At 66.9% G+C, this 21,953-nt stretch carries 13 protein-coding genes; 1 reads left to right on the top strand and 12 read right to left on the bottom strand.

Annotated features, from left to right (window positions below; genetic code table 11):
* Nucleotides 1-389 precede the first annotated feature (389 nt).
* From cuyA to FHS79_RS14400, 12 genes are all read right to left on the bottom strand, one after another.
* A complete protein-coding gene (gene cuyA, locus FHS79_RS14345; RefSeq protein WP_184201553.1) occupies nt 390-1,385 on the bottom strand; it encodes a D-cysteate sulfo-lyase in 996 nt (331 codons plus the stop codon).
* Between the two features lie 100 nt (nt 1,386-1,485).
* Nucleotides 1,486-4,248 (bottom strand): M14 family metallopeptidase, encoded by a 2,763-nt coding sequence (locus FHS79_RS14350; protein WP_243452913.1) that lies wholly within the window; start codon nt 4,246-4,248, stop codon nt 1,486-1,488.
* A 40-nt stretch (nt 4,249-4,288) separates the two neighbouring features.
* Nucleotides 4,289-6,016: a gamma-glutamyltransferase gene (gene ggt, locus FHS79_RS14355; RefSeq protein ID WP_184201556.1), complete on the bottom strand. Its 1,728-nt coding sequence runs from the start codon at nt 6,014-6,016 to the stop codon at nt 4,289-4,291.
* Nucleotides 6,017-6,044: 28 nt separating this feature from the next.
* The gene (locus tag FHS79_RS14360) at nt 6,045-7,826 is read right to left on the bottom strand and encodes a CIA30 family protein (protein WP_184201559.1); all 1,782 of its coding nucleotides are present in this window, start codon (nt 7,824-7,826) and stop codon (nt 6,045-6,047) included.
* 25 nt (nt 7,827-7,851) lie between these two features.
* A complete protein-coding gene (locus tag FHS79_RS14365; RefSeq protein ID WP_243452914.1) occupies nt 7,852-10,935 on the bottom strand; it encodes a TonB-dependent receptor domain-containing protein in 3,084 nt (1,027 codons plus the stop codon).
* Between the two features lie 242 nt (nt 10,936-11,177).
* A complete protein-coding gene (locus FHS79_RS14370) occupies nt 11,178-12,074 on the bottom strand; it encodes a LysR family transcriptional regulator (RefSeq protein WP_184201562.1) in 897 nt (298 codons plus the stop codon).
* A gap of 255 nt (nt 12,075-12,329) precedes the next feature.
* Nucleotides 12,330-14,486: a penicillin acylase family protein gene (locus tag FHS79_RS14375; RefSeq protein WP_184201565.1), complete on the bottom strand. Its 2,157-nt coding sequence runs from the start codon at nt 14,484-14,486 to the stop codon at nt 12,330-12,332.
* Between the two features lie 8 nt (nt 14,487-14,494).
* Nucleotides 14,495-15,748 carry an MFS transporter gene (locus FHS79_RS14380; RefSeq protein ID WP_184201567.1) on the bottom strand — a complete coding sequence of 418 codons (1,254 nt, stop codon included), beginning with the start codon at nt 15,746-15,748 and terminating at the stop codon, nt 14,495-14,497.
* A gap of 57 nt (nt 15,749-15,805) precedes the next feature.
* Complete coding sequence (gene pdeM, locus FHS79_RS14385) at nt 15,806-16,474, bottom strand: ligase-associated DNA damage response endonuclease PdeM (protein ID WP_184201570.1); 669 nt, start codon at nt 16,472-16,474, stop codon at nt 15,806-15,808.
* 36 nt (nt 16,475-16,510) lie between these two features.
* Entirely contained in the window at nt 16,511-17,830 is a 1,320-nt protein-coding gene (locus FHS79_RS14390; RefSeq protein WP_184201573.1) for a peptide MFS transporter, read from the bottom strand.
* A gap of 53 nt (nt 17,831-17,883) precedes the next feature.
* A complete protein-coding gene (locus FHS79_RS14395) occupies nt 17,884-20,328 on the bottom strand; it encodes a ligase-associated DNA damage response DEXH box helicase (RefSeq protein ID WP_424022270.1) in 2,445 nt (814 codons plus the stop codon).
* 17 nt (nt 20,329-20,345) lie between these two features.
* Nucleotides 20,346-20,789: a DUF3617 domain-containing protein gene (locus FHS79_RS14400; RefSeq protein WP_184201576.1), complete on the bottom strand. Its 444-nt coding sequence runs from the start codon at nt 20,787-20,789 to the stop codon at nt 20,346-20,348.
* Between the two features lie 91 nt (nt 20,790-20,880).
* Between FHS79_RS14400 and FHS79_RS14405 the strand changes: the two genes are divergently transcribed.
* Entirely contained in the window at nt 20,881-21,942 is a 1,062-nt protein-coding gene (locus tag FHS79_RS14405; RefSeq protein ID WP_184201579.1) for a sensor domain-containing diguanylate cyclase, read from the top strand.
* Nucleotides 21,943-21,953 lie beyond the last annotated feature (11 nt).

Genomic DNA, 21,953 nt, shown 5'->3' on the forward strand with positions numbered 1-21,953 from the left:
AAAGGGACAAGCCTAACCAATGGCCGGGTTTTACACCGCCCTCATCGACACGCCGCCGACGATCCAATGGCCTGGTTTGTCACCGCCGTGCACACGCTTCCGAAACCTGCCGGTCGGCTTGAGGCCCAGATCTTGTCACTCCGCTGTTTATACGTTGAAAATCGATTCCCTTGTTGGGAGGCTGGCGTAGATTTCCCAACAATTTGAGTGCCCAGTTTTGTCACGTCCGGGGCACCATTATTCAGTTGTAATTTGTACACCTTGGCCTCCGCGCCTTAAAGGCGCGGAGAACGGTGTTTGCTTGAGCGGGTTTCGAGCGCCAAGGTCGCGCGAACTCTTTGTCTCCAGCGGTTTTGCAATCCTGGCGTGCGACGGCGCTGCAGCGCGGCTCAGTGGCGCAGGATCTCTGCGAACGCCGGCAGGCTGGGCGCGCCGCCGGTGTGCAGGAAGAGGACGCGCTCCTTCCGGTCGATGCGGCCGTCGCGGACCGCCGCAATCAGCCCCGCCATTGCCTTGCCGGAATACACGGCATCGAGGAGCACCCCCTCGCAGCGCGCCAGCAGCTGCACCGCCTCGATCATCGCGTCGGTGGGAAGCGAATAGCCCGGGCCGACCTGGGCGTCATCGACCTGCACAGCTTCTGCGTCGGGGGCCGGGGTGCCGAGCAGGGCCGCCGTGGCCACCGCGAGCGTATGGACATTGCCCTCCTGCGTCGTCCGGTCCCGTCGCACACTCACGCCGTGCACCGGCAGCCGCGAATTGAGCGCGGTCAGCCCCGCCAGGATGCCGGCATGGGTGCCGGCGCTGCCGCTCGCCACCACGAACCGATCGAAGCTCATCCCCATCTCGAAGCTCTGCGCCACCACCTCGGCGGCACAGGCTGCATAGCCGAGCGCGCCCAGCGGGTTGGAGCCGCCGCCGGGGATGGAATGGGGCACGCCGCCCGCCGCACGAACGGCCGCCGCTTCGGTGGACATTTCGGCTGCAAGATCGGTGCCGAGCGGCACCACGCGCAGGCTTTCCGCCCCCATCAGCTGGAACAGGAAATTGTTGCCCACGGCCTCGGGCGAATAGCTTCCGGGCACGCGCTCCTCGATGATGAGCCGGCACTTCAGCCCCTCCCTGGCGGCGGCGGCGAGGGTGAGGCGGCAATGGTTGCTCTGCGGGGCACCGACAGTGATGAGCGTGTCCGCCCCTTCGGCAAGCGCTGCGGCGACCAGGAATTCGAGCTTGCGGGTCTTGTTGCCGCCGCCTGCCAGCCCGAGCAGATCATCGCGCTTGATCCAGATGTCGGCGCCCCCCAACGCCTTCGAAAGCCGCGGAAGCGGCTCGATCGGCGTGAAGCCCTGTGTGTAGCGGCGACGGGGAAAGCGGGCGAGGTCCATGGCAATCAATTCCTGAAAATGGGGATGCAGGGGTTTACGAGCATGCGGGATGCGCCGCCAGCGCTGCCGGCGGCGGTTCGGGTCGGGCAGGTGCGGTGTCCTAGCGCTCGGCGCCACCATATTGCAGCGCGTTGAACAGGAACTTAAAGGTGCCATAGGATTGTGCGCGCTGCACGACCTCGGGCCCCATCACGAACAGCTTGCCGCGGCCGACATCGATGTCGGCCACCGCGATCGTGCCCGCCAGCTGCTCCTGGCCCACCGCCCAGCCGCTGCGCAGCAGATCGCGGCCCTGGAACCATGAGACCGGCGTTGCGGTTCCCTGGCCGGCTGTCGGGGTGAAGCTGGGGGAGCGGTTGAAGAAGATGTCGATCTCCGCCGGCAGGCCATAGGCAAGCGGCTGGCGATTATCGACCTGCGCGCGCAGGATCGAGCCGGGGATGAAGAAGGCCTTTGTGTCCAGCCCTCGCGTCTCGCCATTCTCGGTGCGGCTGAGTGCATGCGTCAGGGGAGCATGGAACAGCTCGGCCAGGCGGGCGGAACCGCCGATCGCCACCACTGAACCGCCATTGCGCAGGAAGTCGGTGAGCGCTGGCAGCGTCTTTGCGTCCGAAAGATTGCCGGTGGTCGCCTTGAGGTCCGCGGGCGTGTCCTCGGGGCTCGGCTGGCGCGCCGGGCGGTCGTTGCCCCAGGCGCCCTTGCCGGGCATCGCGCCATCGGAAAACAGCAGCACATCGAAGTTGCGCTGCAGTCCGCCGGCCTCGACGCGCTGGGGATAGACGACCTCGAACGGGAATTCGAACTGCTCGAGCACCCAGCGGGTCCAGCCCGCGGTCATCAGCCCGCCATAGCGGTCGACGAGCCCGACCCGCACCGGCTTGAGCTTCACGACCTCGCCGGCGGGAGCGGTTGCGGCGGCATGGGCGACGAGCCCGAGCTCGCGCACCGCGGTGGTGATGATGGCCTGTGCCGCAGGCGACGCCGGCACCCAGATGGCGCCGGGCGCCAGGCTGGTGCTGCCCGCCATGGTGGCGGCCTTGAGCCACGCCGGCTTCAACCCTGCCTTGAGCAGCCGGTTGGTGAGGATGAAGCTGTTGTTGGTCTCATGGCCGATCAGCCAGCCGGCATTGCCGCTGCCTTCGATCCGTCCGGCGGGTGGGGTCATCAAGTCAGCCACGGGGGTGAAACTGCCGTCGAAGCCGTCGAGCACCCGGTCGAAGCCCACGCCCATCTGATAGGCGAGGGTGTAGCCGGCCACGTCATAGGGCGGGGTGGGCGCGCCGCCGGGGAAAGGAATGTCGTTGGGGTGATCCTGCGGTTCGAACATGTCGAGCACATGCGGGCGATAGGCCTGGGCGGTGCGCACGATGTAGCTGCCCGCCGGATAGGATTTGCCGCCCGCCGTGAAGCCCGCGGTGGCGCGCTCGACCTCGACCCCGGCCTTGATGAGCGCGTTGAGGAAGGTGATCGCGGTGGGCATGTCGCGCTGGTCGGCGGAGATCACATAGGCGCGGGCGTCGCGGTCCTCGGGCGCTTGCAGCACGCTGGCATACAGTGCCGGATCAACCTTCTTCGGCCCGCCGGCGCGGGGCCGCTCATATTCGTCGCTGCCGTCCACCTTGAGCGGTGCTGCATTGGCGAGGCGCTCGACCTTGGACGGGGTGATCGTCCAGCTGTCCTTGCTGCCCTTGGCGATGCTGTTGGCACCCATGCGGTAGATGTTGAACAGCAGCCGCTCGCGGTTGCGCGAGGCATAGTCGAGCACCGCGCGGTTGAGCGTCCATTGATAGTCGAGCGTGTCCTGCAGCTTCCATTCGCGCGGGCCGATCGGCATCAGCTCGTCGCCGCGCGGCAGCTGGGTGGCCGGCACCAGCGGGATGGTGGTTGGCGTGGGGCCGCCGATGATCTCGGTGAGCAGCCCGATGCTGTTGTGGAAATAGGCGACCGAGCGTTCCATGCCGTTGTGCCAGGTCGAGTAGCGCGCCGCACTGCGCATCCCCGAGCCGGCCTTGCCCTCGGCAATGAGGCGCGAGTGCATCGACGAGCCGATTTCGTTGAGCTGCGTCATCACAATCGGATCATAGTTGAAGTTGAACGGATCGCGGAACGGCGGCACGAACACCACCATGCCTTCCGGCCCGGTCTGGTGCTGGTTGTAGACGATCTGCGGATACCATTGGCGGAACAGCACCCGGTTGACGTTCTCGGTCTCGGGCATCTGCGCCATGTAGCTGTCGCGGTTGTTATCGTGGCCGACATACTTCTGGTAGAGGCGTGGCAGCGTCGAGAACTCGCGCTTTTTCGGGTCGGCGTGGCGCATGTACCAGTTGCTCACCAGCTCCATGCCATCGGGATTGTCGTGGCCGAACAGGATGATGCAATCCTCGAGCATCCGCATCGTCTCGGGGTCGGTCTGGGTGAGCATCCGGTGCAGCACCTGGATCTGGCCCTGCGAGGTGACCGTCTCGGTGGCGTGCATGCCGGCATCGATCCAGACGATTGCCTTGCCTTCGGCGGCCAGGCGCTGCGCAGCGACATCGTCGAGGCCGCGGGCGCGCGCCAGCTTTTCGGCGATGGCGCGATACTCTTCCAGTCGCGCCAGATTGGCCGGCGTCGAGACGATGGCCACCCATTGCGTGCGGCCCTCGGCGGTCTTGCCGATGTCGACCAGCTTCATCCGGTCGGATTCGCCGGCCAGCTTCTTCAGATAGGCCTCATACTCGGTGTAGTTGGCGAGGTAATAGTCGGTGCCGGGCGGCTGCTTGAAGAATTGCGCGGGCGCCGTCTGCGCGCTCGCCGCAAGCGGCATGGCCAGCATTGCGGCCGACAGGAAAAGCCATTGCGGGCTCAGGGGCATCTTCATGGGCGAAGCACTCCGAAAAACAGGAAAGCAGATGGAACGGTCATCGCACCCCGAGCGCCAGCGCATCGGGGCGGCGGGTGTCGGCAGCGCCCATGAAGCGACCGCCCTCGATCATGATCGATTGCGTGCTGCCCATGGTGTTGGAGGGGCGAACCTTGTGGCCGCGCGCCTGCAGCAGCCCGACAAGATCGGGCGAAAAGCCTTCCTCGAGCTCGAGCGGCGCATTGCCGGCCCCCTGGTTGAGACGGGGGCGCTGGGCGGCCTCGGCAATGTTGAGCTTGTAGTCGATCGCATTGACCAGCAGCTGCGCCATGGTGCCGATGATATAGCCGCCGCCGGGCGTGCCGGTGACAAGCCAGGGCTTGTCGTGTTTGAACACGATGAGCGGCGTGATCGTCGATCCCAGCCGCTTGCGCGGCGCCGGCCAGGTGGCTTCGCGGCGCGGGTCCGTGCTCCCCCAGGCGAAGTTGCCGAGCGAGTTGTTGAGGAGGAAGCCGGTGCCGGGGGCCACCACATGCGCGCCATAGGAGGCGGTGAGGGTGTAGGTGTTGGCCACCGCATTGCCGTGGCTGTCCGCCACCGAGAAATGCGTCGTGTCGGCACTTTCGTGCGGATAGGGGTTGCCATCGGGAAGCGTGTCGGCGCCCAGCGAGGCCTGCATGGTGATGAGCTTGGCGCGCTCGGCGGCATAGGCCTTGCTGGCCAGGCCCTTGGCCGGCGTCTGCCACTGCGGGCCGCCGCCCACCAGCCGCCGGTCCGACGCAGCGATTTTCAGCGCCTCGGCGATCACGTGCAGGCTGTCGGTGCTGCCCCAGCCATAGCTGGCGAGCGGAAAATGCTCGAGGATGTTCATCGCCTGCGCGAGCGTCACCCCGGCCGACGTCGGCGGCATGAAGGCGATCGGCAGGTCGCGGTAGCTCGACCAGACCGGCTCCAGCACATCGGCCTGATAGTCGGCGAGGTCAGCCGCCGTCATCACGCCGCCGCCGGCCTGCACGCCCTTGACCAGCCTCTCGGCGACCTTGCCCTTGTAAAAGGCATCGCGGCCACCATTGGCGATCTGGGTCAGGGTCCAGGCGAGGTCGGGCTGCTTGAAGAGGTCGCCCGGCGCATAGGGATTGCCGTCCTTCTTCATGAAGGCCGCGCGGGCACCGGGGTCGTTGCCCAGCATCGTCTTGCGCCCGGCGGTGGCCTCGGCCTCGCCATCGGTCAACACAACGCCGTCGCGCGCCAGCTTGATGGCGGGGGCGAGCAGCGCCTTCCAGGTCATGCTGCCGAAGCGGCGGTGCGCCTCCCACATGCCCGCGACCGTGCCCGGCACCGAGACGCCCTTGAACGACATCACCTTGTCGCGGTCCTGCTTGCCCTTGGCGTCGAGCAGCAGATCGGGCGTGGTGGCGATGGGGGCAAGGCCATAATAGTTGATCGCGATGGTGGTCGCCGGCCGCTCCTTCCTCGCGGCCATGTGCGCCACCATATAGCCGCCGCCGCCGATGTTGCCGGCGCGCGGCAGCGTCACCGCCTCGGCAAAGGCCATGGCGATGGCGGCGTCCACGGCGTTGCCGCCCTTGCGCAAGATGGCCACGCCGACGTCGCTCGCCGGCGCGCTCTGGCTCACCACCATGCCGCCGCGGCCGATGGTGGCGCCGTTGATGGTGCTGTAGCTGACGATGTCGCCACCGCTGACGCGCGGTTCGCCTTCGGCGTCCTGTGCCATCGCGGGCCCGCACAGCAGCAGTCCCATTGCGGCGCCGAATATCGTCTTCATGCCATTTCCTTCCCCGGCTGGCGCGGCATCAATAGAAGCTGATATTGTCCACCTGCAGCCACATGCGCTGGCCCCCCGGCCGCGTGCCGCCGAGCTCCACCTGCGTCACATCCTGGCCGGTCCAGCTTGCGCCCCCCTGGCGCCCGCGCGCCACCGGCTTGAATGCCGAGAAGGGTATCTCCTTCGACGCCCATTGCTCCGCCCCCGTCACCGCAGCTTCCCAAGCGCCGTCGAGGCCATTGATCCGGATCCGGTAATCGCCATCGCCCTTCAAGTCGAAGCGCACGCCCTTGAACGACGACACATCGACCGGCACCACCGAGCCGCGTGTGAGCGGCACTGCGAAGCCGGCATAAGGCGCTTCCTTCACCGCCATGCGGGCGGACAGCGCCAGCGCCTTGCCGCCGCCATCGCGCGGCACGACCTGGGTGATCTCCACCGTCCGGTCATGGCCGCCATCGGGGGTTTCCAGTCGCAGCGTGTCGAGCGCCGAGCGCCGGTCGGTCCGCTCGAAGTCGTCGATCAGCGCCGTCACGGTCACGGCCGGCAGCCGGTTGGCGCTGTTGGCGGCGGGCATCGGCGCAGCACCGGCACCGCTCACCAGCCGGCCATCGATGAAGACATGGCTGATCTTGTGGACATCGGCGATCTGGTCCCAGGGCTTCCCGTCGATCAGCACGATGTCGGCGCGCTTGCCGGGGCTGATGGTGCCGCGGTCTCCGTCCAGCCGCATCACCCGGGCGCTGGTCGCGGTGCCGGCGACGAGCGCCTGGGCGGGGCTGAGCCCGGCCTTCACCAGCAGCTCCATCTCCTGCAATGTGGAGACGCCGTGCGGCGTCCCCGGCATCCCGGCGTCGGTGCCGAGCGCGATCGGCACTCCGGCATCGAACAGTGCCTTCACATTCTGCAGTGCGTAACCGAACTTGCGCACCGACTGGACGTAGCGCGGATCGGCCGGGTCCACCGGCGTCGCCCGCGGCTTGTCGGGGTTGTAGACTGCCAGCGTCGGCGCCATCGCCATGCCGCTGGCCTTGATCGCGGCGACCTCGGCAGCGCTGATCGGCCGGTCCTGCAGCCCGTGCGCGAGCGAATCGACCTCGCCGCGCGCGGCCACCAACCCGCGTTCCACAGTCACCGTGTGGGTCAGCACCGGCCAGCCGCGCTTGTGCGCCTCCTGCGAGAGCGCCTGCAGCGTCCATTCGTCCATGCTCGTGTTGTCGGGCGAGGTGCCGTAGCGCCAGCCATCGGCAAAGGCCTTGATGAGATCGGGCTTGTAGGCATCGAGCGACTGCACGGCCGCGCGTGCCGCCTCGGGCGTGCTCACCCAGATGGTGGTCGACTGGTCCCCCCAGTCCGCGCCGTGCCCGCCCGGCGTGCTCACCCGTGCTGCAAAATGCACATGCGGCGTTGCCAGCTGCTTGAGCCACTCTCGCCGCGGCGCATAGGATTCGGGCTGCTGGTGGAAGTCGTTCACCGTCGTCACGCCGGCCTTCACATAGGCGGTGGCGATCTGCGGCGTGGTGTTGGGGGCACCACCCGGCGTCCAGTGGGTGTGCACATCCAGGAATCCTGGCAACAGCGCCTTGCCGCGCGCATCGATGCGCGTCGCCCCGCGCGGCACCTTCACATCCGGGCCGAGCGCCTTGATCCGCCCATCCTCGATCCACACGGTTGCCGCCGTGGGTGCGGCACCCGTACCATCGAACACCATGGCTCCGGTGATCGCGGTCACCGGCCCGGCGGCGAGTGCCGCCGATGCCATGAGGGGGAAAAGCGCCGTCGCCAGCAGTGCGGTCTTGCTCGGCATCATCAGCCTTGTCCCCCTGATTGACTGCTCAGAACCTGTAGCCGAGGTTCACATACCAGTAGCGGCGCTGTGGCCCGTAAACATCGGGCAGAAAGCCGCCGGACGCGATCGGCGGTGCGGCATTGGTGAGGTTGCGTACGCCGATGCGGACCGAGGCACCATCGAGCGTGCCTTCGCTGAACCGGTACTGGCCATAGAGATTGGCCGTGGTGCGTGGGCCCACTGCCCATGGCACGCCATTGGCATCGGTAAGCGCCAGATTGTCCACCACGCCCACATATTGCGCAAAGGCGCCCACGGTCACGCCGCCGAGGTTCCAGGTGAGCGATGCCGAGCCGCGCCATTGGGGCGTGCGGTTCTGGCGGAGCAGCGAGCCGCCGCCGGGGATGGTGACACCGGCGTTGATGGCGCCGGCCTCGCGCGCATCGATCAGCTCCTGGATTCCCGGTGACGGGTTGAGGAACAGCGTTGTCAGATGCGCCGCATTCACCGACACCGAGAACCGGCCAATGCTGGTTTCGGGTGTGTTGTAGAGCAGTGCAAGGTCGATGCCCTTCACCAGCTGCGGCTGCAGATTGACATATTGATCGCGCACGAAGAGCACCTGGCCCGCCGGGGTAAGCCCGGTGCCGGCAAAATCGGCGATGTCGTCGGCTGTCACGGGCGCGCGCTCGACATTGGGATTGGTCTGGCCGTTGAGGCGCAGCAGATAATCGAGCGTCAGTGCGTTGCCTTCCCCGAAGATGCCGACCAGCCCGGTCTGCTTCACCTGCCACCAATCAGCGGTGAAGGTCAGGCTGCCCATGCCATCGGGCAGCGGCGGCTCGAGCACGGCACCGAACGACAGCGTGTTGGCGCGCTCGGCATCGAGATCGGGGTTGCCGGCGCGCCGCGCCTGTGTCGATTGCGATCGCGCGCAGCCGGCAAAGCTGGTGATCCGCCCGGCACGCAGATCGGCCTCGCAGAAGATGAAGTCCTGCCGGGCATTAGCGCGGGTGACCACGGTGGCGTTTGTCTGCTCGAGGTTGGGGGCGCGGAAGGATTTGGACCAGGAGCCGCGCAGCCGGACGCCTTCCACGATGTCCCAGGCGCCTGCCACCTTGGGCACTGCCACATTGCCGAAATCGCTGTAGCGTTCGGCGCGGCCGGCGAGCTGGATGTCGAGCCGGTGGATGAGCGGGATGTTCATCTCCGGCGACACCAGCGGGACCTGCAGCTCGGCATAGACCGAGGCGACATTGCGCGCGCCCGACGTGTCCGGATTGAGCGCCGAATTGACCAGATCGCCAAAGGCCTCACCGGTGACCGGATCGATGAAGCCGATCGTGCCATCGATGCGCGCGTCGCGATCATCGAGTTGCGTCTCGCGCCGCCACTCGAAGCCGCTTGCAAAGCCGACGCTGCCCCCCGGCAGCTCGATCAGATCGGGCCGGGAGATGCGCAGATCATAGGTGAGCAGCGTCGATTTGGTGAAGCGCACCAGATCCTGCCGCGCTGAATCGATGGTGGCGGCGTTGTTGCCGGTCATGTTGCCGGTCTGCGGTGCGCTGAGCGAACCGCCAGCAAAAGGATTGTAGGCATCGGGCGTCGAGAGCGCCAGGGCTGCCGTCAGCGCCGTGCGGCTGATGTTGCTGCTGGTGTCGGTGGCGGTCGCCTCCGAATAGCTGACCGCTGTTTCCCAATCGAAGCCGCTGATCTGGCCGCGAAGGCCTGCCAGGGTGCGGAACTGCTCGACGACAACGCGCACCTGCTGCTGGCCGAAATCGGTGAAGCTGTAGCCGCGGATGGTGACCGGAAGCCCTGCCGCCGGCACGTTCGTTCCGCTCAACCGGTTCGGGTTGACCTGGCCATTGGCAAAGACGGCCTGGCCGAACGGGTTCCAGTAGTTGCTTGCCGGAATGGTGATGGGAAGTGCGGCCAGCGTGCCGATCGGCGCCTGCTGGGCGTTGGATACGCTGTTGAAATAACCGGCTTCACCGAAAAGCGTCACATCTTCGGTCAGTTCGAAATTGGCGGTGGTGAACAGGTTGATGCGATCGACGGTGGGCAGGATCGAGGTGCCTTGCGCATCGGTGTCGAGCCGCAGGTTGCGGTCGGCACCGGCCGTCGTCAGCAAGCCATCATCGATGCAGATGCCATTGGCGAGGCCGACGCGGCAGCCATCCTGGCTTGCTGGCTGGATATGGAATTGGCCCGAGGCGCTGGTGAGTGCCGCGCCATTGCGGCGGACCGTGCCAAAGGTCGCCGGCGTCTGCAGCGAGGCCCAGGGGGTCACGGTGGAGGTGCCATCGAGCGAGGCCTGGCCTTCGAAACGCGTGCCGACGAAAAGCGGTCGCTTGTCCGACGAGGCGGTGAAATCCTGATCGGTGGAGAGAAGCCCGGTGCCGCGATCATAGCTGCCGAAGAAGGTGATGTTGCCGCGGCCCTGTGCGAAGTTGGTGCCCACGGTGCCGTTGAAGTTGAACTCGCGGAAGCCGGTGCCCTCCGCCCCACCATATTGCACCGAGAATTCGGCACCCTCGTAATTGGTCTTGAGCACGGCGTTGACGACGCCGGCCACGGCATCGGCGCCGTAGATGGCGGCGGCACCATCGCGCAGCACTTCCATCCGCGAAATGCCGTTCACCGGGATCGTGTTGCTGTTGAACGTCAGCACAGGCACCAGCTGCAGATTCGCCTGGCTGGTGGGATGGTTGACGCCGCGGCGACCATTGATGAGAACCAGCGTGTTGCCCACGCCAAGGCTGCGCAGATCGAGCGAGCCGACATCGCCGCGCGCCGCGTTCGAGCTGCCCGGAAGCTGCTGGCTGTTGAAGCGCACATCGCCGAACTGCGGGATCGAGCGGAACAGCTCGTCGCCGGACACGGCACCGGTGGTGCGGATCTCATCGACGCCGATCACCGTGACCGGCAGCGCGGTGTTGATCTTGGCACCCCTGATCTGCGAGCCGACCACGAGGATTTCGTCTGCGGCGGGCTCTTCGGCATCGGCGGTGGTCGCGGGTGCCGCGGCTTGCGCCTGGGCGATCGCGGCGCTTGTCATCATGGCAGCGCACAGCGCCATACGGCTTGCAGTCCGCAGTGCTGTCGGACGATCGGATTGCTTGCGCATTTTACCCCCTGTGAATTCGACCCTGGATTGCCGATGTCCTCCCCGACGTCCGGCAAACCTCTGCTGCAGCTCGAGAGCTCTCCGGCCCTTCATCCAGCTGTCATGATTGGTATCTGATGTCGCAGGGCACGCAGGGTCAAGCCAATTTGTCCCATCAATGCTGCGTCGCGGTATAGCTTCAGGCTATGGGTTAAAACCATTTTCTGAGCTCAAGCGCCTGCGCGAGGCTCTGAAGAGGCCATTCAATGGCTGATTTCGGCAATCATCGTTCGTTTGAGATCGAGAAACCGATGAGCGATGCGCGAGAGTGGCTGTGCCGCCAGATGCAGCGCCACAAGCTCGAATTGCACATCGGGTACAAGCGGACGGAACAGGAGTCGGCCATCGGCATAGCCCATGGCGGTGAACTCATCGACAATGGCGATGGCCCCGCTGTGGCGCGCAAGCGCTGCGGCGATGAAGACCGACCGCGCAACCAGCGACGGTGCAGGGCGGCCCGAAAAAATCTCCGCCGGCGTGATGGCGCCAATGGCAACACCATCCGCAAGGCCGACAATCTCCTTGCCGCAAAGCGCATCCACCGACACGGCCGGCCCATTATCGCGCATCGTCTCCTGCAACGCGCCGGGTTGGAAGAGCGCGCCGACCCGTCCCTGGCCGAGCGCCACCGCCTCGACATCGGCGCTGAAGATCAGCTGATGCCCAATCACGAAATCGCACTCTCGCGATTCGAGAACATGCAGGAAGCTGTCATGCTGGATCGCCGAAATCTCGAAGCTGACTCCCGGATGCAGGGTGCGAAACCGCGCGACCACCTTGGGCGTGAACGCCAGCGCCAGCGATGGGAGTACGCCGATCCGCATATGCCCCGCCACGGCAGTCCGCAGGTTGCGGGCGCCCTGGTTGAAGACATCGATCCGCGCATGGAGGTCGGCCACATCGCGGAACAGCAGGTGCGCCTCCTCGGTGGGGCTGAGCCGACCCTTGGCCAGAGTGAAAAGCTTGAAGCCCAGCCCGGCTTCGGCATGCTTGATGACCTTGCTGACCGAGGGCTGCGAGACGTTGAGGCGCCGTGACGCGCCGCTGATGGACCCGGCCATGTAGACCGCGTGAAAGACCTCGATCTGTCGCAGATTCATGCCGCGACCTCCTCTTTCGCGCCAGCGGAACGCCCATGCTTGCGATAACATACTGACAAATACCAGCAAGCTTGCGCTGCTCTCGGCAGGGGCTTTTTCGTAGCACACGCGGCAACGCACCCGGTGGCGGTGATTTCGACGCGCAAATTCTCCTTTGCAATCAGGTCGTCAGGATTTGATCCAGCAACATTGCCGGCCCGAGCCGGCTCCGGAAATGTCCAAAGCGTGTCCCGCGGCTCGGAAGCGGTGACGAAATCAGCTGCCCGGCGCGTAGCTGCGGACAACATGCCCCTTGAGGTCTGCCGGGGTGAGATAGACGGGCCGGAAATCATGCGTGCGGTAGCGCTCGGCCTGGTCGTTGTAGTGCGGCGAGGCAGGATCGCTCGACTGGCCGCCGGCCATGATCGCGCGCGCCTTGACGGTGGGGCCGAACTCGACGACCGCGACGAAGCTGTTGCCATAGCGGCCGTAGCTGCGCTTCATGCCCGTTGGGCGCACCGTGCCATAGCTGGCGAGGCTGCCCCAGTTTGCCGAGGCGAAGGGGATGGGGATGCTGGGGGCGGCATCGGTGAACGCCTGCTCGATGGCGGGCGACACGCGCTGGTAGCGGTTGACCTCCCCCCACGGCACATCCCACTTGCCCCATTCGCGGGTGAGGCCGCCGCTGGTGTCGGCGAGCGCCACAAGCTTGTCGGTGTTCGAGACACGGACCTTCAGGAAGTCGATCATCGGCATGCGCTCGGCGCGCGCCTGTTCGCCGAAGCGCGCCCACAGCGTCTCGCCCCAGCGCGTGGCAAGCGTGGTGGGCACGCTGGCTTCCGAGGTCTTGTAGTCCCAGGTGCGCAGCGCCCCGATCGGGCCCTGCAGCGTGGCTCGCATCGGGTCGGCGGTCGGCAGCCCATCATAGGCTTCGACGAGGGTCGGGATAAGGGCGGCGAACCCCGACAGCCAGGGATCATAGGCCGTTTCGAGCAGCGTGTCGGGGGTATGGTCTGCCTTGGCGGAGAGCAGGCGGGTGGCGTTGACGCCGCGCGGATTCTCGGTCTGGCTGTCGATGTATTTCGGATAATCGGCCTGCTTCGGGCTGCTGGCGCCGGCGGCGGACCAGGGCCAGTTGTTGGTGTTCATCGCCCAGCCCGACTTTGGGTTGATGGCATTGGGAAGGTCCTCCACCGCATGCTCGCCCTGCCAGTTGGTGGCGGGGTCGTTGCCGTCCACCGGCCGGGTGTAATCGAAGCGGTTGTCGCGCTTGGGCATGAATTGCGGGTGGAGGTAGGCGATGTCTCCCTGCCGGCTGGCGAACAGCGTGGCGTTGGACGAATTGGCGCGAAGATCGGCGATGCGCATGTAATCCTTCAGGTCCTTGGCGGTGGTGCGCAGCCAGCTCTGCTGCAGCGCCGCCGAGGGCTTGTGCATGAGGCTGACGGCCACCCACTTCTCGCCCTCGGCACGGACGATCGGGCCATGCACCGACGCCCAGGTCGTGATGGTGCGTGGCGCTGCGTCCTTGATGGCCAGCGTGATGTCGCGGCGTTCGAGCGGCTTCCACTCATTGCCATAGCGATAGCCCGGCTTGCCGTCGCGAGTCTCGATTGTCAGCGCGAATTCGTCGATCACGTCCGCACCCGACGAGGTGTGCATCCAGCCGAGGTTCGGGTTCCAGCCCTGGTAGATGAAGAACTGCCCCCAGGTGGTGGCGCCATAGGCATCGATGCCCTCGTCCGATTGCAGCTGGCTTTCGGAGCGGAAGAAGAAGCTGGTGTGGGGGTTGATGAGCAGCAGCGCGCGCTTGGCCGCGGTGTTGGAGGGGGCGATGGCGAAGCCGTTCGAGCCGGCGGGTTCGGTCGCAACGGCGCCACGATCGGCGGCGCTCAGCGCGATATTGCGGTTCTCGTGGAAATTCTGGAGGCGGGTGGTGTTGACGCTTTCGATATCGCCGCCGATCGAGCCTTCGGAAAAGGCGAGCGCCATCCAGGGCTCGAAGCGGGTGAGCACGCGGGCGCGACCCGGATGCTTTTCCAGCCAATAGTTGAGGCCATCTGCCCAGCTCGTCATCAGCGCCTGCAGCCAGGCGGGGGACTTGGCATATTCGGCCTTGAGCTCGGTGTCGTCGATCCACAGTCGCTGGCGCAGATCGGTCCAGATCGCCTTTTCGCCCTCGGCCTCGGCCATGCGGCCCAGCGCGTTGAGATAATTGACCTCGATGCGGTTGAAGTCGTCCTCGGCCTGCGCATAGATCATGCCGAACACGGCATCGGCGTTGGACTTGCCCTTGATGTGCGGGATGCCGAAATCGTCGCGCGTGATCGTCACGCGCTTCGCCTGTGCTTCCCAGCGCGCCAACTCGCCGGGCTCGGCGGCGTGCGCCGTGGTGGCAAGAAGCAGGGCGGAAAGGGCAAGGAGGGTGCGCATGCCCGACGCTATGCTGGCTTTTGCGCGCGGTGCAAGACCAGCGTGATGAGCGAGAGCCCGCACGCCCCCGCGAGCCACAGCCCCACCGGCACGAGGCCGTAGCTGGTGGCAAGCGACTGGGCGATGACCGGGGTGAGCCCGCCGCCGATGATGCCGCCGGCGTTGAAGGCGAGGCTGGCGCCGGTGTAGCGCACGCGCGCCGGAAAAAGCCCCGGCAGCCAGGCGCCGAGCGGGCCATAGACGAAGCCCATGGTGAACAGAGCAAGGGCCAGGAACACCGCCAGCCCCGGCAGCCCGAGCGCCAGCAGCGGCGCCATTGCCAGCCCGGCAAGGATGCCGCCGATGCTGCCGCCGATGAGCACGGTGCGCGGACTGAACCGGTCCGACAGCCAGCCGGAAAGGGCGATGCCCAGCGCGAGGAACAGGATGGTGACGAGTTGCACCTGCAGCACCGTCTCGCGGGCGAAACCCATGGCAGTGGTGGCATGACCCAGCGCGAAGGCGGTGGCGATGTAGAAGAGCGCGAAACAGGCGATGACGCCGAAAATGCCCGTCAAGGTCAGTCGCCAATGATGTTTCAGCAGCTCGACGAGCGGCACTTTCGCTGGTGGCGCTTGCGCCAGGGCGGCGGTGAAGGCCGGGGTTTCGGTCAGTTTCAGCCGCACCCACAGCCCGATGGCGACGAGCAGGATCGAGGCCAGGAATGGCAGCCGCCAGCCCCAGCTGATGAAATCGGCTTCGGAAAGGGTCAGGCCGAGCAGCAAGAACAAGCCGTTGGCGGCGATGAAGCCGATGGGAGCGCCGAACTGCGGGAACATGCCGAAGCGGCCGCGCCAGCCGGGCGGGGCGTTTTCGACCGCGAGGAGAGCAGCGCCGCCCCATTCGCCGCCAAGCCCGAAACCCTGGCCGAAGCGCAGGATGCACAAGAGCAGTGGGGCGGCCCAGCCGATGCTGGCGTATCCCGGCAGGAAGGCGATGAGGAAGGTGCTGAGCCCCATGATGAGCAACGAGGCGACCAGCGTCGACTTGCGGCCGATTCGATCGCCGAAATGGCCGAAGGCGAGGGCGCCGATGGGGCGGGCGATGAAGGCCACGGCGAAGCTGGCATAGGCGGCGAGAAGCTGCGCGCCGGGGTCTTCGGCGGGGAAGAACAAGGGACCGAACACCAGGGCGGCGGCGGTGGCGTAGATGTAGAAATCGTAGAATTCGACGGCGGTGCCGGCCAGCGAAGCGCTGAGGACGCGTGCGTGCTTCTTTATCAAGGGGTTGTGCCTCCGCCGGGCAGGGAGCCCGTCCCCTGCACCCCCTACATGAACGGTTTATGCGGCTTGCGCCACCACGGGAAAACGCAGCAGCTGGCCTGCTTCGGGAACGAGCGCAATGAGGCCGCCGGGGGCGGCGGCGGCGAGGGCGGGGTCGGTGATGTCGAGGCCACCGGCGAGGCTGCCATAGGCGGGCAGGATGAGTTTCGTAGGGCTCAGCGCGAAGCAGCGGCGGCTGATGGCGCGGCCGCGGTGGCGGATGATCACCTTGGGGTGGAAGTGTCCCGAGAGCTCGGGTGCGGGGTCGGCAGGGTCGGCTTCGTGGCGCAGCGTGAGGGGGCCGAGGACGAGTTCGGGGTGCGCGGTGCCGTGGAGCGTCGCTGCAGCGGCATCGTCGTGGTTGCCGGTGATCCAGAGGATTTTTGCCCGCGACGCGATCTGCGCGAGGAGATTCCGGGCTGCCGACGGGAGGCGCGCGGGTCCTTGAGGGTCGTGGAAGGTATCTCCAAGGGCAATCAGCGTCGTCGCACCGGTGTGTGCGAGGGCGGCGGCGAGGCGTGTGAGAGTGACTTCCGAATCATAGGGCGGCAGCGGCCAGCCGCGCCGGGCAAAATGGCTGGCCTTTTCGAGATGCAGGTCGGCCACCAGCAATGCCCCGCGCGCCGGCCAGTGCAGCGCGCCGCAGGGCAACGGGATGAGATGTTCGGATGAGAACAAAAGGGGCATGCGCGGGATGTGCCACGTGCCGTGCCGAGCCGCAAGTCAGGGCTTGAGCAGGCGCGTCACAACCGGCTGCAGCACGGCAGCGAGGAGTGCGCCGCCGACGCCGATTGCGGCGAGCAGCGCGAAGAAACCGGTGGCGCCGAGCGGCTCGTAGAAGCGCCCCAGCCAGCCCGAGCCGATGTTGCCGAGGCCGAACGCCATCACTGCGACACTGACCATGGTGGTGACGGTGCCGAGTGGTGCTGTGCTCGAGGCGAAGGCGTGGATGCTGGGCAGCATCCAGCCATAGCCGATGCCGAGCAGGAGATAGAGCAGCAGCACCGGCAGCAGTGGCGAGGCTTGCGGCGTGGCGGTGAGCGCCATCAGGCCCCAGGCGCTTGCCACCGACAGGCTGCCGACGGCGAGCTTGGCCATGATGCCGGGCTCGCGGCCGCGGGCGGCGAGGCGGCTCCAGATGGGGATGGTGAGGGCCACGCCGATGATCGTCGCCAGCCCGTCGAAGGTGAGCAGCCAGGTGACCGGGGCCTCGAAGCCGAAGACAGTGCGGTCCATGGTGGCTTCGGCCCAGATGATGACGATGTTGTAGGCCTGCATCGCGCTGGCGATGGCGACGATATAGGGCAGGGTGGCGATGAGGATGGCGAGGATGCGGCGGCGGGCGTGCGGGTCCCGGGGGGTGGGCGCTGCCGTGGCGAGGCTGATGTCGGGGGGCAGGGTGGCACGGCCGAACCAGTAGGTCGCCACGCCGATGAGCATGCCGATGCCAGCGGCGGTGAAGCCCCAGTGGAAGCCGAAGCGCTCACCCAGCGTGCCGCAGACCAGTGGGGCGGCGAAAGCGCCGATGTTGAGGGCGATGAGGTGAACGCTGTAGCCGCGGTCCCGCCGCGGATCGCCGGCGCCATAGAGGTTGCCGACTTGCGCATAGAGATTGCCGACGAGCAGCCCGCCGCCGCTCACCAGCAGCGCCAGCGCCAGCAGGAACAGTGCCTCCGACGCCATGGCGAGGTGCCCGGCCGCCATCAGCAGCAGCCCCGCCATCACCGCGCGCCGCTGGCCGATGTAACGGTCCGCCAGCCAGCCGCCGACCACCGGCATGATGTTGAACAGCCCGCCGTAGAGGCCGAAGATCAGCGCTGCCAGCGCAAGCTCGGTCATCGGCCCGAACAGCGCTTCGAGCACGCTGCGAAAAGCGCGGAAGCCGAGCACCGTCTCGACATGGCCGGCTTTTAGCAATTGCCCGACCATGTAGAGGCCGAGCAGCGCGTTCATGCCGAAATAGCTGAAGCGCTCCCAGACCTGGGTGGCGGAAAGCACCGCCAGCCCGCGCGGATGGCCGAACCAGGCGGTGTCTTCATCCATGTCTGCAGGTGGGGCGAGGCTGGCCATGGCGTTTTCTGGCAGCATGGTTCCCGCTAGTCGAGCGCCATTGCTTCGCGCGCCAGCGCATCGGCCTCGAGCAGGATCGCAGTGTCGGCCGAGGCGCCCGGCACGCTCTCGCGGCCGGCTTCGAGCAGCACCGGGACCGCCAGCGGGCTGACGCGGGGCAGGCGGCGGTGGGTGAGCTTGTGCTGCGCCGTCTCCAGCATTGTGGCGAGGCGATCGAGGTCGGTCAGCTTGTGCCGTGCGTCGTTCCACGCGGCGGTGAGCAGCAGATGGTCGGGCTGGTGGCGGCGCAGCACCTCGTAGATCAGGTCCGAACTCACGCTGAGCTGCTTGCCGGTCTTGTGCTGGCCGGGCTGGGCGCGCTCGATCAGCCCGCCGATGATCGCGGTCTCGCGGAAGGCACGGCGCAGGAAGGGCGAGGCGGCGACCCACTCTGCCAACTCGTCCTCGAGGATTTCCGGATCGAACAGCGGCTTCAGGTCGGTCGGCTCGGCGAGGCTCCAGGTGGCGATCATGTAATCGCTCGCCACGAAGCCGAGCGGCATCAGCCCGGCCCGCTCCATGCGGCTGGTGAGCAGCATGCCGAGCGTCTGGTGCGCCGGGCGGCCGGCGAAACCATAGGCGACCATGAACCAGCGGCCGTCCCTCGGAAATGTCTCGACGAGCAGGTCGTCGAGTCCCGGCAGCGTGCTGCGCAGCCGCTGGATTTCGAGCCATTCGGCCACGTCGGGCGGCATTTCGGGCCAGCGTTCGGGCGTATTGAGCAGGCCGCGCACGCGGTTGGCCAGGTTGGTGCTGAGCGGCATCCGGCCGCCGACATAGGTGGGCACCGAAGGCGTGCCGCGCCCCATCTTCACATGGATGTCGGGCCCGTCGAAGCCAGTGACTTCGAGCGTTTGGCCGGCGAACATGAAGGTGTCGGCGATGCGCAGCTGGCTGCCGAACCATTCCTCGACCTGGCCGAGCGCCCGGCCTCTTCGCCCGAAGCGGACGTTCATCGTCACCGCCTCGACGATCGTCCCGGCGTTGAGGCGGTGGAGGGCGGCGAGGCGGGGGTGGGTGAGGCGCAGGCTGCCGTCGGCTTGTGGCGTGAGGCGGCGGTAGCGCTCATAGGCGCGCAGCGCATAGCCGCCGGTGGCGATGACATCGAGGGCGGCATCGAATTGCCCGCGGGTGAGCCCGGCATAGGGGGCGGCAAGGCGCACCTCCTCGAACAGATCATCGGGCATGAACGCCCCGGCGCAGGCGCGCGCAAAGATGAACTGCGCCAGCGTGTCGAGGCTGCCGGGGCGGAAAGGTTCCTGGTCGAGGTCGTTGGCGGTCACCGCGTCCTGTGCGGCAAGGGCTTCCAGATATTCGAAGCGGTTGCCGGGCACGATGAGCGCATGGCTGGCTTCATCGAGCCGGTGGTTGGCGCGGCCGGTGCGCTGCAGCAGGCGGGCAGCACCCTTGGGCGCCCCCATCTGGATGACGAGATCGACATCCCCCCAATCGATGCCGAGATCGAGGCTGGCGGTGGCGACGATGGCGCGCAGCCGGCCTGCAGCCATCGCAGCCTCGGTCTTGCGCCGCGCTTCGGGGGCGAGGCTGCCGTGGTGGATGCCGATGGGGAGGGCGGAATCGTTCTCGGCCCAGAGATCGCGAAAGACGAGCTCGGCCACCGCGCGGGTGTTGACGAAGACGATGGTGAGCCGCGCCGCCTCGATCCGGCGCATCACCGCGGCGGCGGCCCACCTCCCATTGTGCCCGGCCCAGGGGATACGGTCCTCGGGCACAAGGATCTCGATTTTGGGCGGCGCCCCCTGCGGGCAGGTGACGAGGCGCACCGAATCGGGATCGGTGTCGGGCGCCAGCCACGACTGGAAGGGCATGGCATCGGCGATGGTGGCGCTGAGGCCGATGCGGCGCAGCCCCGGTGCCAGCCGCTGCAGCCGCGCCATGGCGAGCGCCAGCTGGTCCCCGCGCTTGGTGGTGGCGAAGGCGTGGATCTCGTCGATGATGAGCGATTCGAGGCCCTCGAACATCGTCTCGGCCTGGGGGTAGGAGAGCAGCAGCGCCAGGCTCTCGGGCGTGGTGAGCAGGATGTTGGGCGGCGACTGGCGCTGGCGGGCCTTCTTGTCCGAGCTGGTGTCCCCGGTGCGCGTCTCGACGCTGATCGGCAGTTTTGCTTGCGCGATGGGGGTGAGCAGATTGCGCTGCACATCGACGGCGAGTGCCTTCAAGGGGCTCACATAAAGCGTGTGCAGGCCTTCGCGCGGGCGTTCGGTGAGGGCGGCAAGGGTGGGCAGGAAACCGGCGAGGGTCTTGCCCGCACCCGTGGGGGCGATGAGCAGGCTGTGCTCGCCCCGGCCGGCGGCATCGAGCATGGCCAGCTGGTGCGGCCGGACCTCCCAGCCTCGTGATGCGAACCACCCGAGAAGGGCGGGCGGCAGCTCTTTGTTGTCGTGTGTTTTTATCGGAAAACCGGTGGCCACTTTTCCCGAAACACACTCTATTTGCAGGGGCCGAGCCGCCTTGCAGAGACCCGACTCGCCATCGTCATCGGGCCGGCCTTCATGGTGCTGTTCATCGCATAGCTGTCGGCGGTGTAGGTGCCGCTCATGGTGATGGTGGCGGGGCCTTGCGGCGTCTGGCAGGTCATTGCCGAATCGATCTTGCCGCCGGCCATGTTGAAGCGATCGACCTTGCAGCTCTTGTCGGCGGCGAGGATCTTCTTCGGGTCGGCCTCGGCCTCCTCGGGTGTCAGGCAATAGCTGGTGGTGATCGGCTTGCCCTTCATCGCGTCAAGCGCGCCGGGGGGCAGGCCGGGCATGGTCATGCTGTCCATCGTCATCGTGCTCGTCCACTCGCCGGGGGTGACGACGGGAGCGGCAAGGGCAGGTGCTGCAAGGGCAGCAGCGCCGAGCAGCACGGCGGAAAGGGGAAGAGTGCGCATGCGAGCATTGTAGCAACCCTCGCGAAGCGAGCCTAGGGGCAGCCGTAAACGAGTCGGCATTTCTGCCGTTAGATGCGTTCGGGAGAACAGGATGCGCGGTTTCAGGGATGCCGGTTCTTTTGGCGCGCAGGCCGCTGGCGTGCCAGCGGCAGACCCGGCGCGCGACGCTGCCGATCCGCTGGAAGCGCTTGCTCCCGATCTGCGCGATGCGGTGAACCGCGCCATCGAGCGCCAGGTGCAAATTCGTCTCGACCAGGAGGTTGCCCATTATCGCCGGCTTTTCGAGCTTGCCCAGGAGGGCGGCCGTGTCGGCGTTTTCGAGATCGACATGCGCCGTGGCACCTCGACCGGATCGGCGATGTGGGCGCGGCTGCTCGGCCAGCCCGAAGGCACGAGCAGCGTTGATCGGCAGACCTGGATCGCCATGATGCATCCCGACGACCGGGAACGAATTCTGGGCGCGGTCGCCAAGGCCGTGTCCTCCGGCTGCGATACGGCGCTCGATTACCGGATCCATTTGCCCGATGGCAGCACGCGCTGGCTTCACTCGCGCAACCTTGTCGAGAGAGACGGGGAGGGGCAATCATATCGCGCCTATGGCACGCTGCAGGACATCACCGACCGCAAGCTGCTGGAAACGGCGATGCTGCACACGGCCAACCACGACACGCTGACGGATCTGCCGAACCGGCGTCGGTTCATGGAGGAACTTCGGCAGGCGTTCGAAGAGCGCGAGCTGACCGGGCAGCACATCGCGGTCGCTTTGTTCGATCTGGATGAATTGAAGCCGGCCAACGACCGCTACGGCCATGAGGCGGGGGACGCGCTCATCCAGGCCACGGCAAAACGCCTGAGCAAGGTTGTATCCAGTGTCGGCATGGCGGCGCGGCTGGGCGGCGACGAGTTTGCGCTGCTGCTCAAAGGGCCCGGCGCGCTGAAGCTGAAGGGCATGGCAGAGCGATCGTTGCGGGTGATCAACATGCCGGTCATCTTCAGCGACATTCTGCTTCGGTCCAGCGCCAGCGCCGGTGGTGCGGTCGATTCGCGCACGCATGTCGGCTCGCCGGAGCTGCTGCTGCGTCGTGCGGACATGGCGCTCTATGCCGCCAAGCGGAACGCCCGCGGCACCTATCGGGAAGCACCGCGCGACTAGGCCGTATCGCT

Source organism: Polymorphobacter multimanifer (assembly GCF_014205635.1).
Taxonomy (GTDB): domain Bacteria; phylum Pseudomonadota; class Alphaproteobacteria; order Sphingomonadales; family Sphingomonadaceae; genus Sandarakinorhabdus; species Sandarakinorhabdus multimanifer.

Coding starts and splice junctions, on each gene's coding strand:
- cuyA (WP_184201553.1), bottom strand. CDS start 1,385: ATGGACCTCGCCCGCTTTCCCCGTCGCCGCTACACACAGGGCTTCACG.
- FHS79_RS14350 (WP_243452913.1), bottom strand. CDS start 4,248: ATGAAGATGCCCCTGAGCCCGCAATGGCTTTTCCTGTCGGCCGCAATG.
- ggt (WP_184201556.1), bottom strand. CDS start 6,016: ATGAAGACGATATTCGGCGCCGCAATGGGACTGCTGCTGTGCGGGCCC.
- FHS79_RS14360 (WP_184201559.1), bottom strand. CDS start 7,826: ATGATGCCGAGCAAGACCGCACTGCTGGCGACGGCGCTTTTCCCCCTC.
- FHS79_RS14365 (WP_243452914.1), bottom strand. CDS start 10,935: ATGCGCAAGCAATCCGATCGTCCGACAGCACTGCGGACTGCAAGCCGT.
- FHS79_RS14370 (WP_184201562.1), bottom strand. CDS start 12,074: ATGAATCTGCGACAGATCGAGGTCTTTCACGCGGTCTACATGGCCGGG.
- FHS79_RS14375 (WP_184201565.1), bottom strand. CDS start 14,486: ATGCGCACCCTCCTTGCCCTTTCCGCCCTGCTTCTTGCCACCACGGCG.
- pdeM (WP_184201570.1), bottom strand. CDS start 16,474: ATGCCCCTTTTGTTCTCATCCGAACATCTCATCCCGTTGCCCTGCGGC.
- FHS79_RS14390 (WP_184201573.1), bottom strand. CDS start 17,830: ATGGATGAAGACACCGCCTGGTTCGGCCATCCGCGCGGGCTGGCGGTG.
- FHS79_RS14400 (WP_184201576.1), bottom strand. CDS start 20,789: ATGCGCACTCTTCCCCTTTCCGCCGTGCTGCTCGGCGCTGCTGCCCTT.
- FHS79_RS14405 (WP_184201579.1), top strand. CDS start 20,881: ATGCGCGGTTTCAGGGATGCCGGTTCTTTTGGCGCGCAGGCCGCTGGC.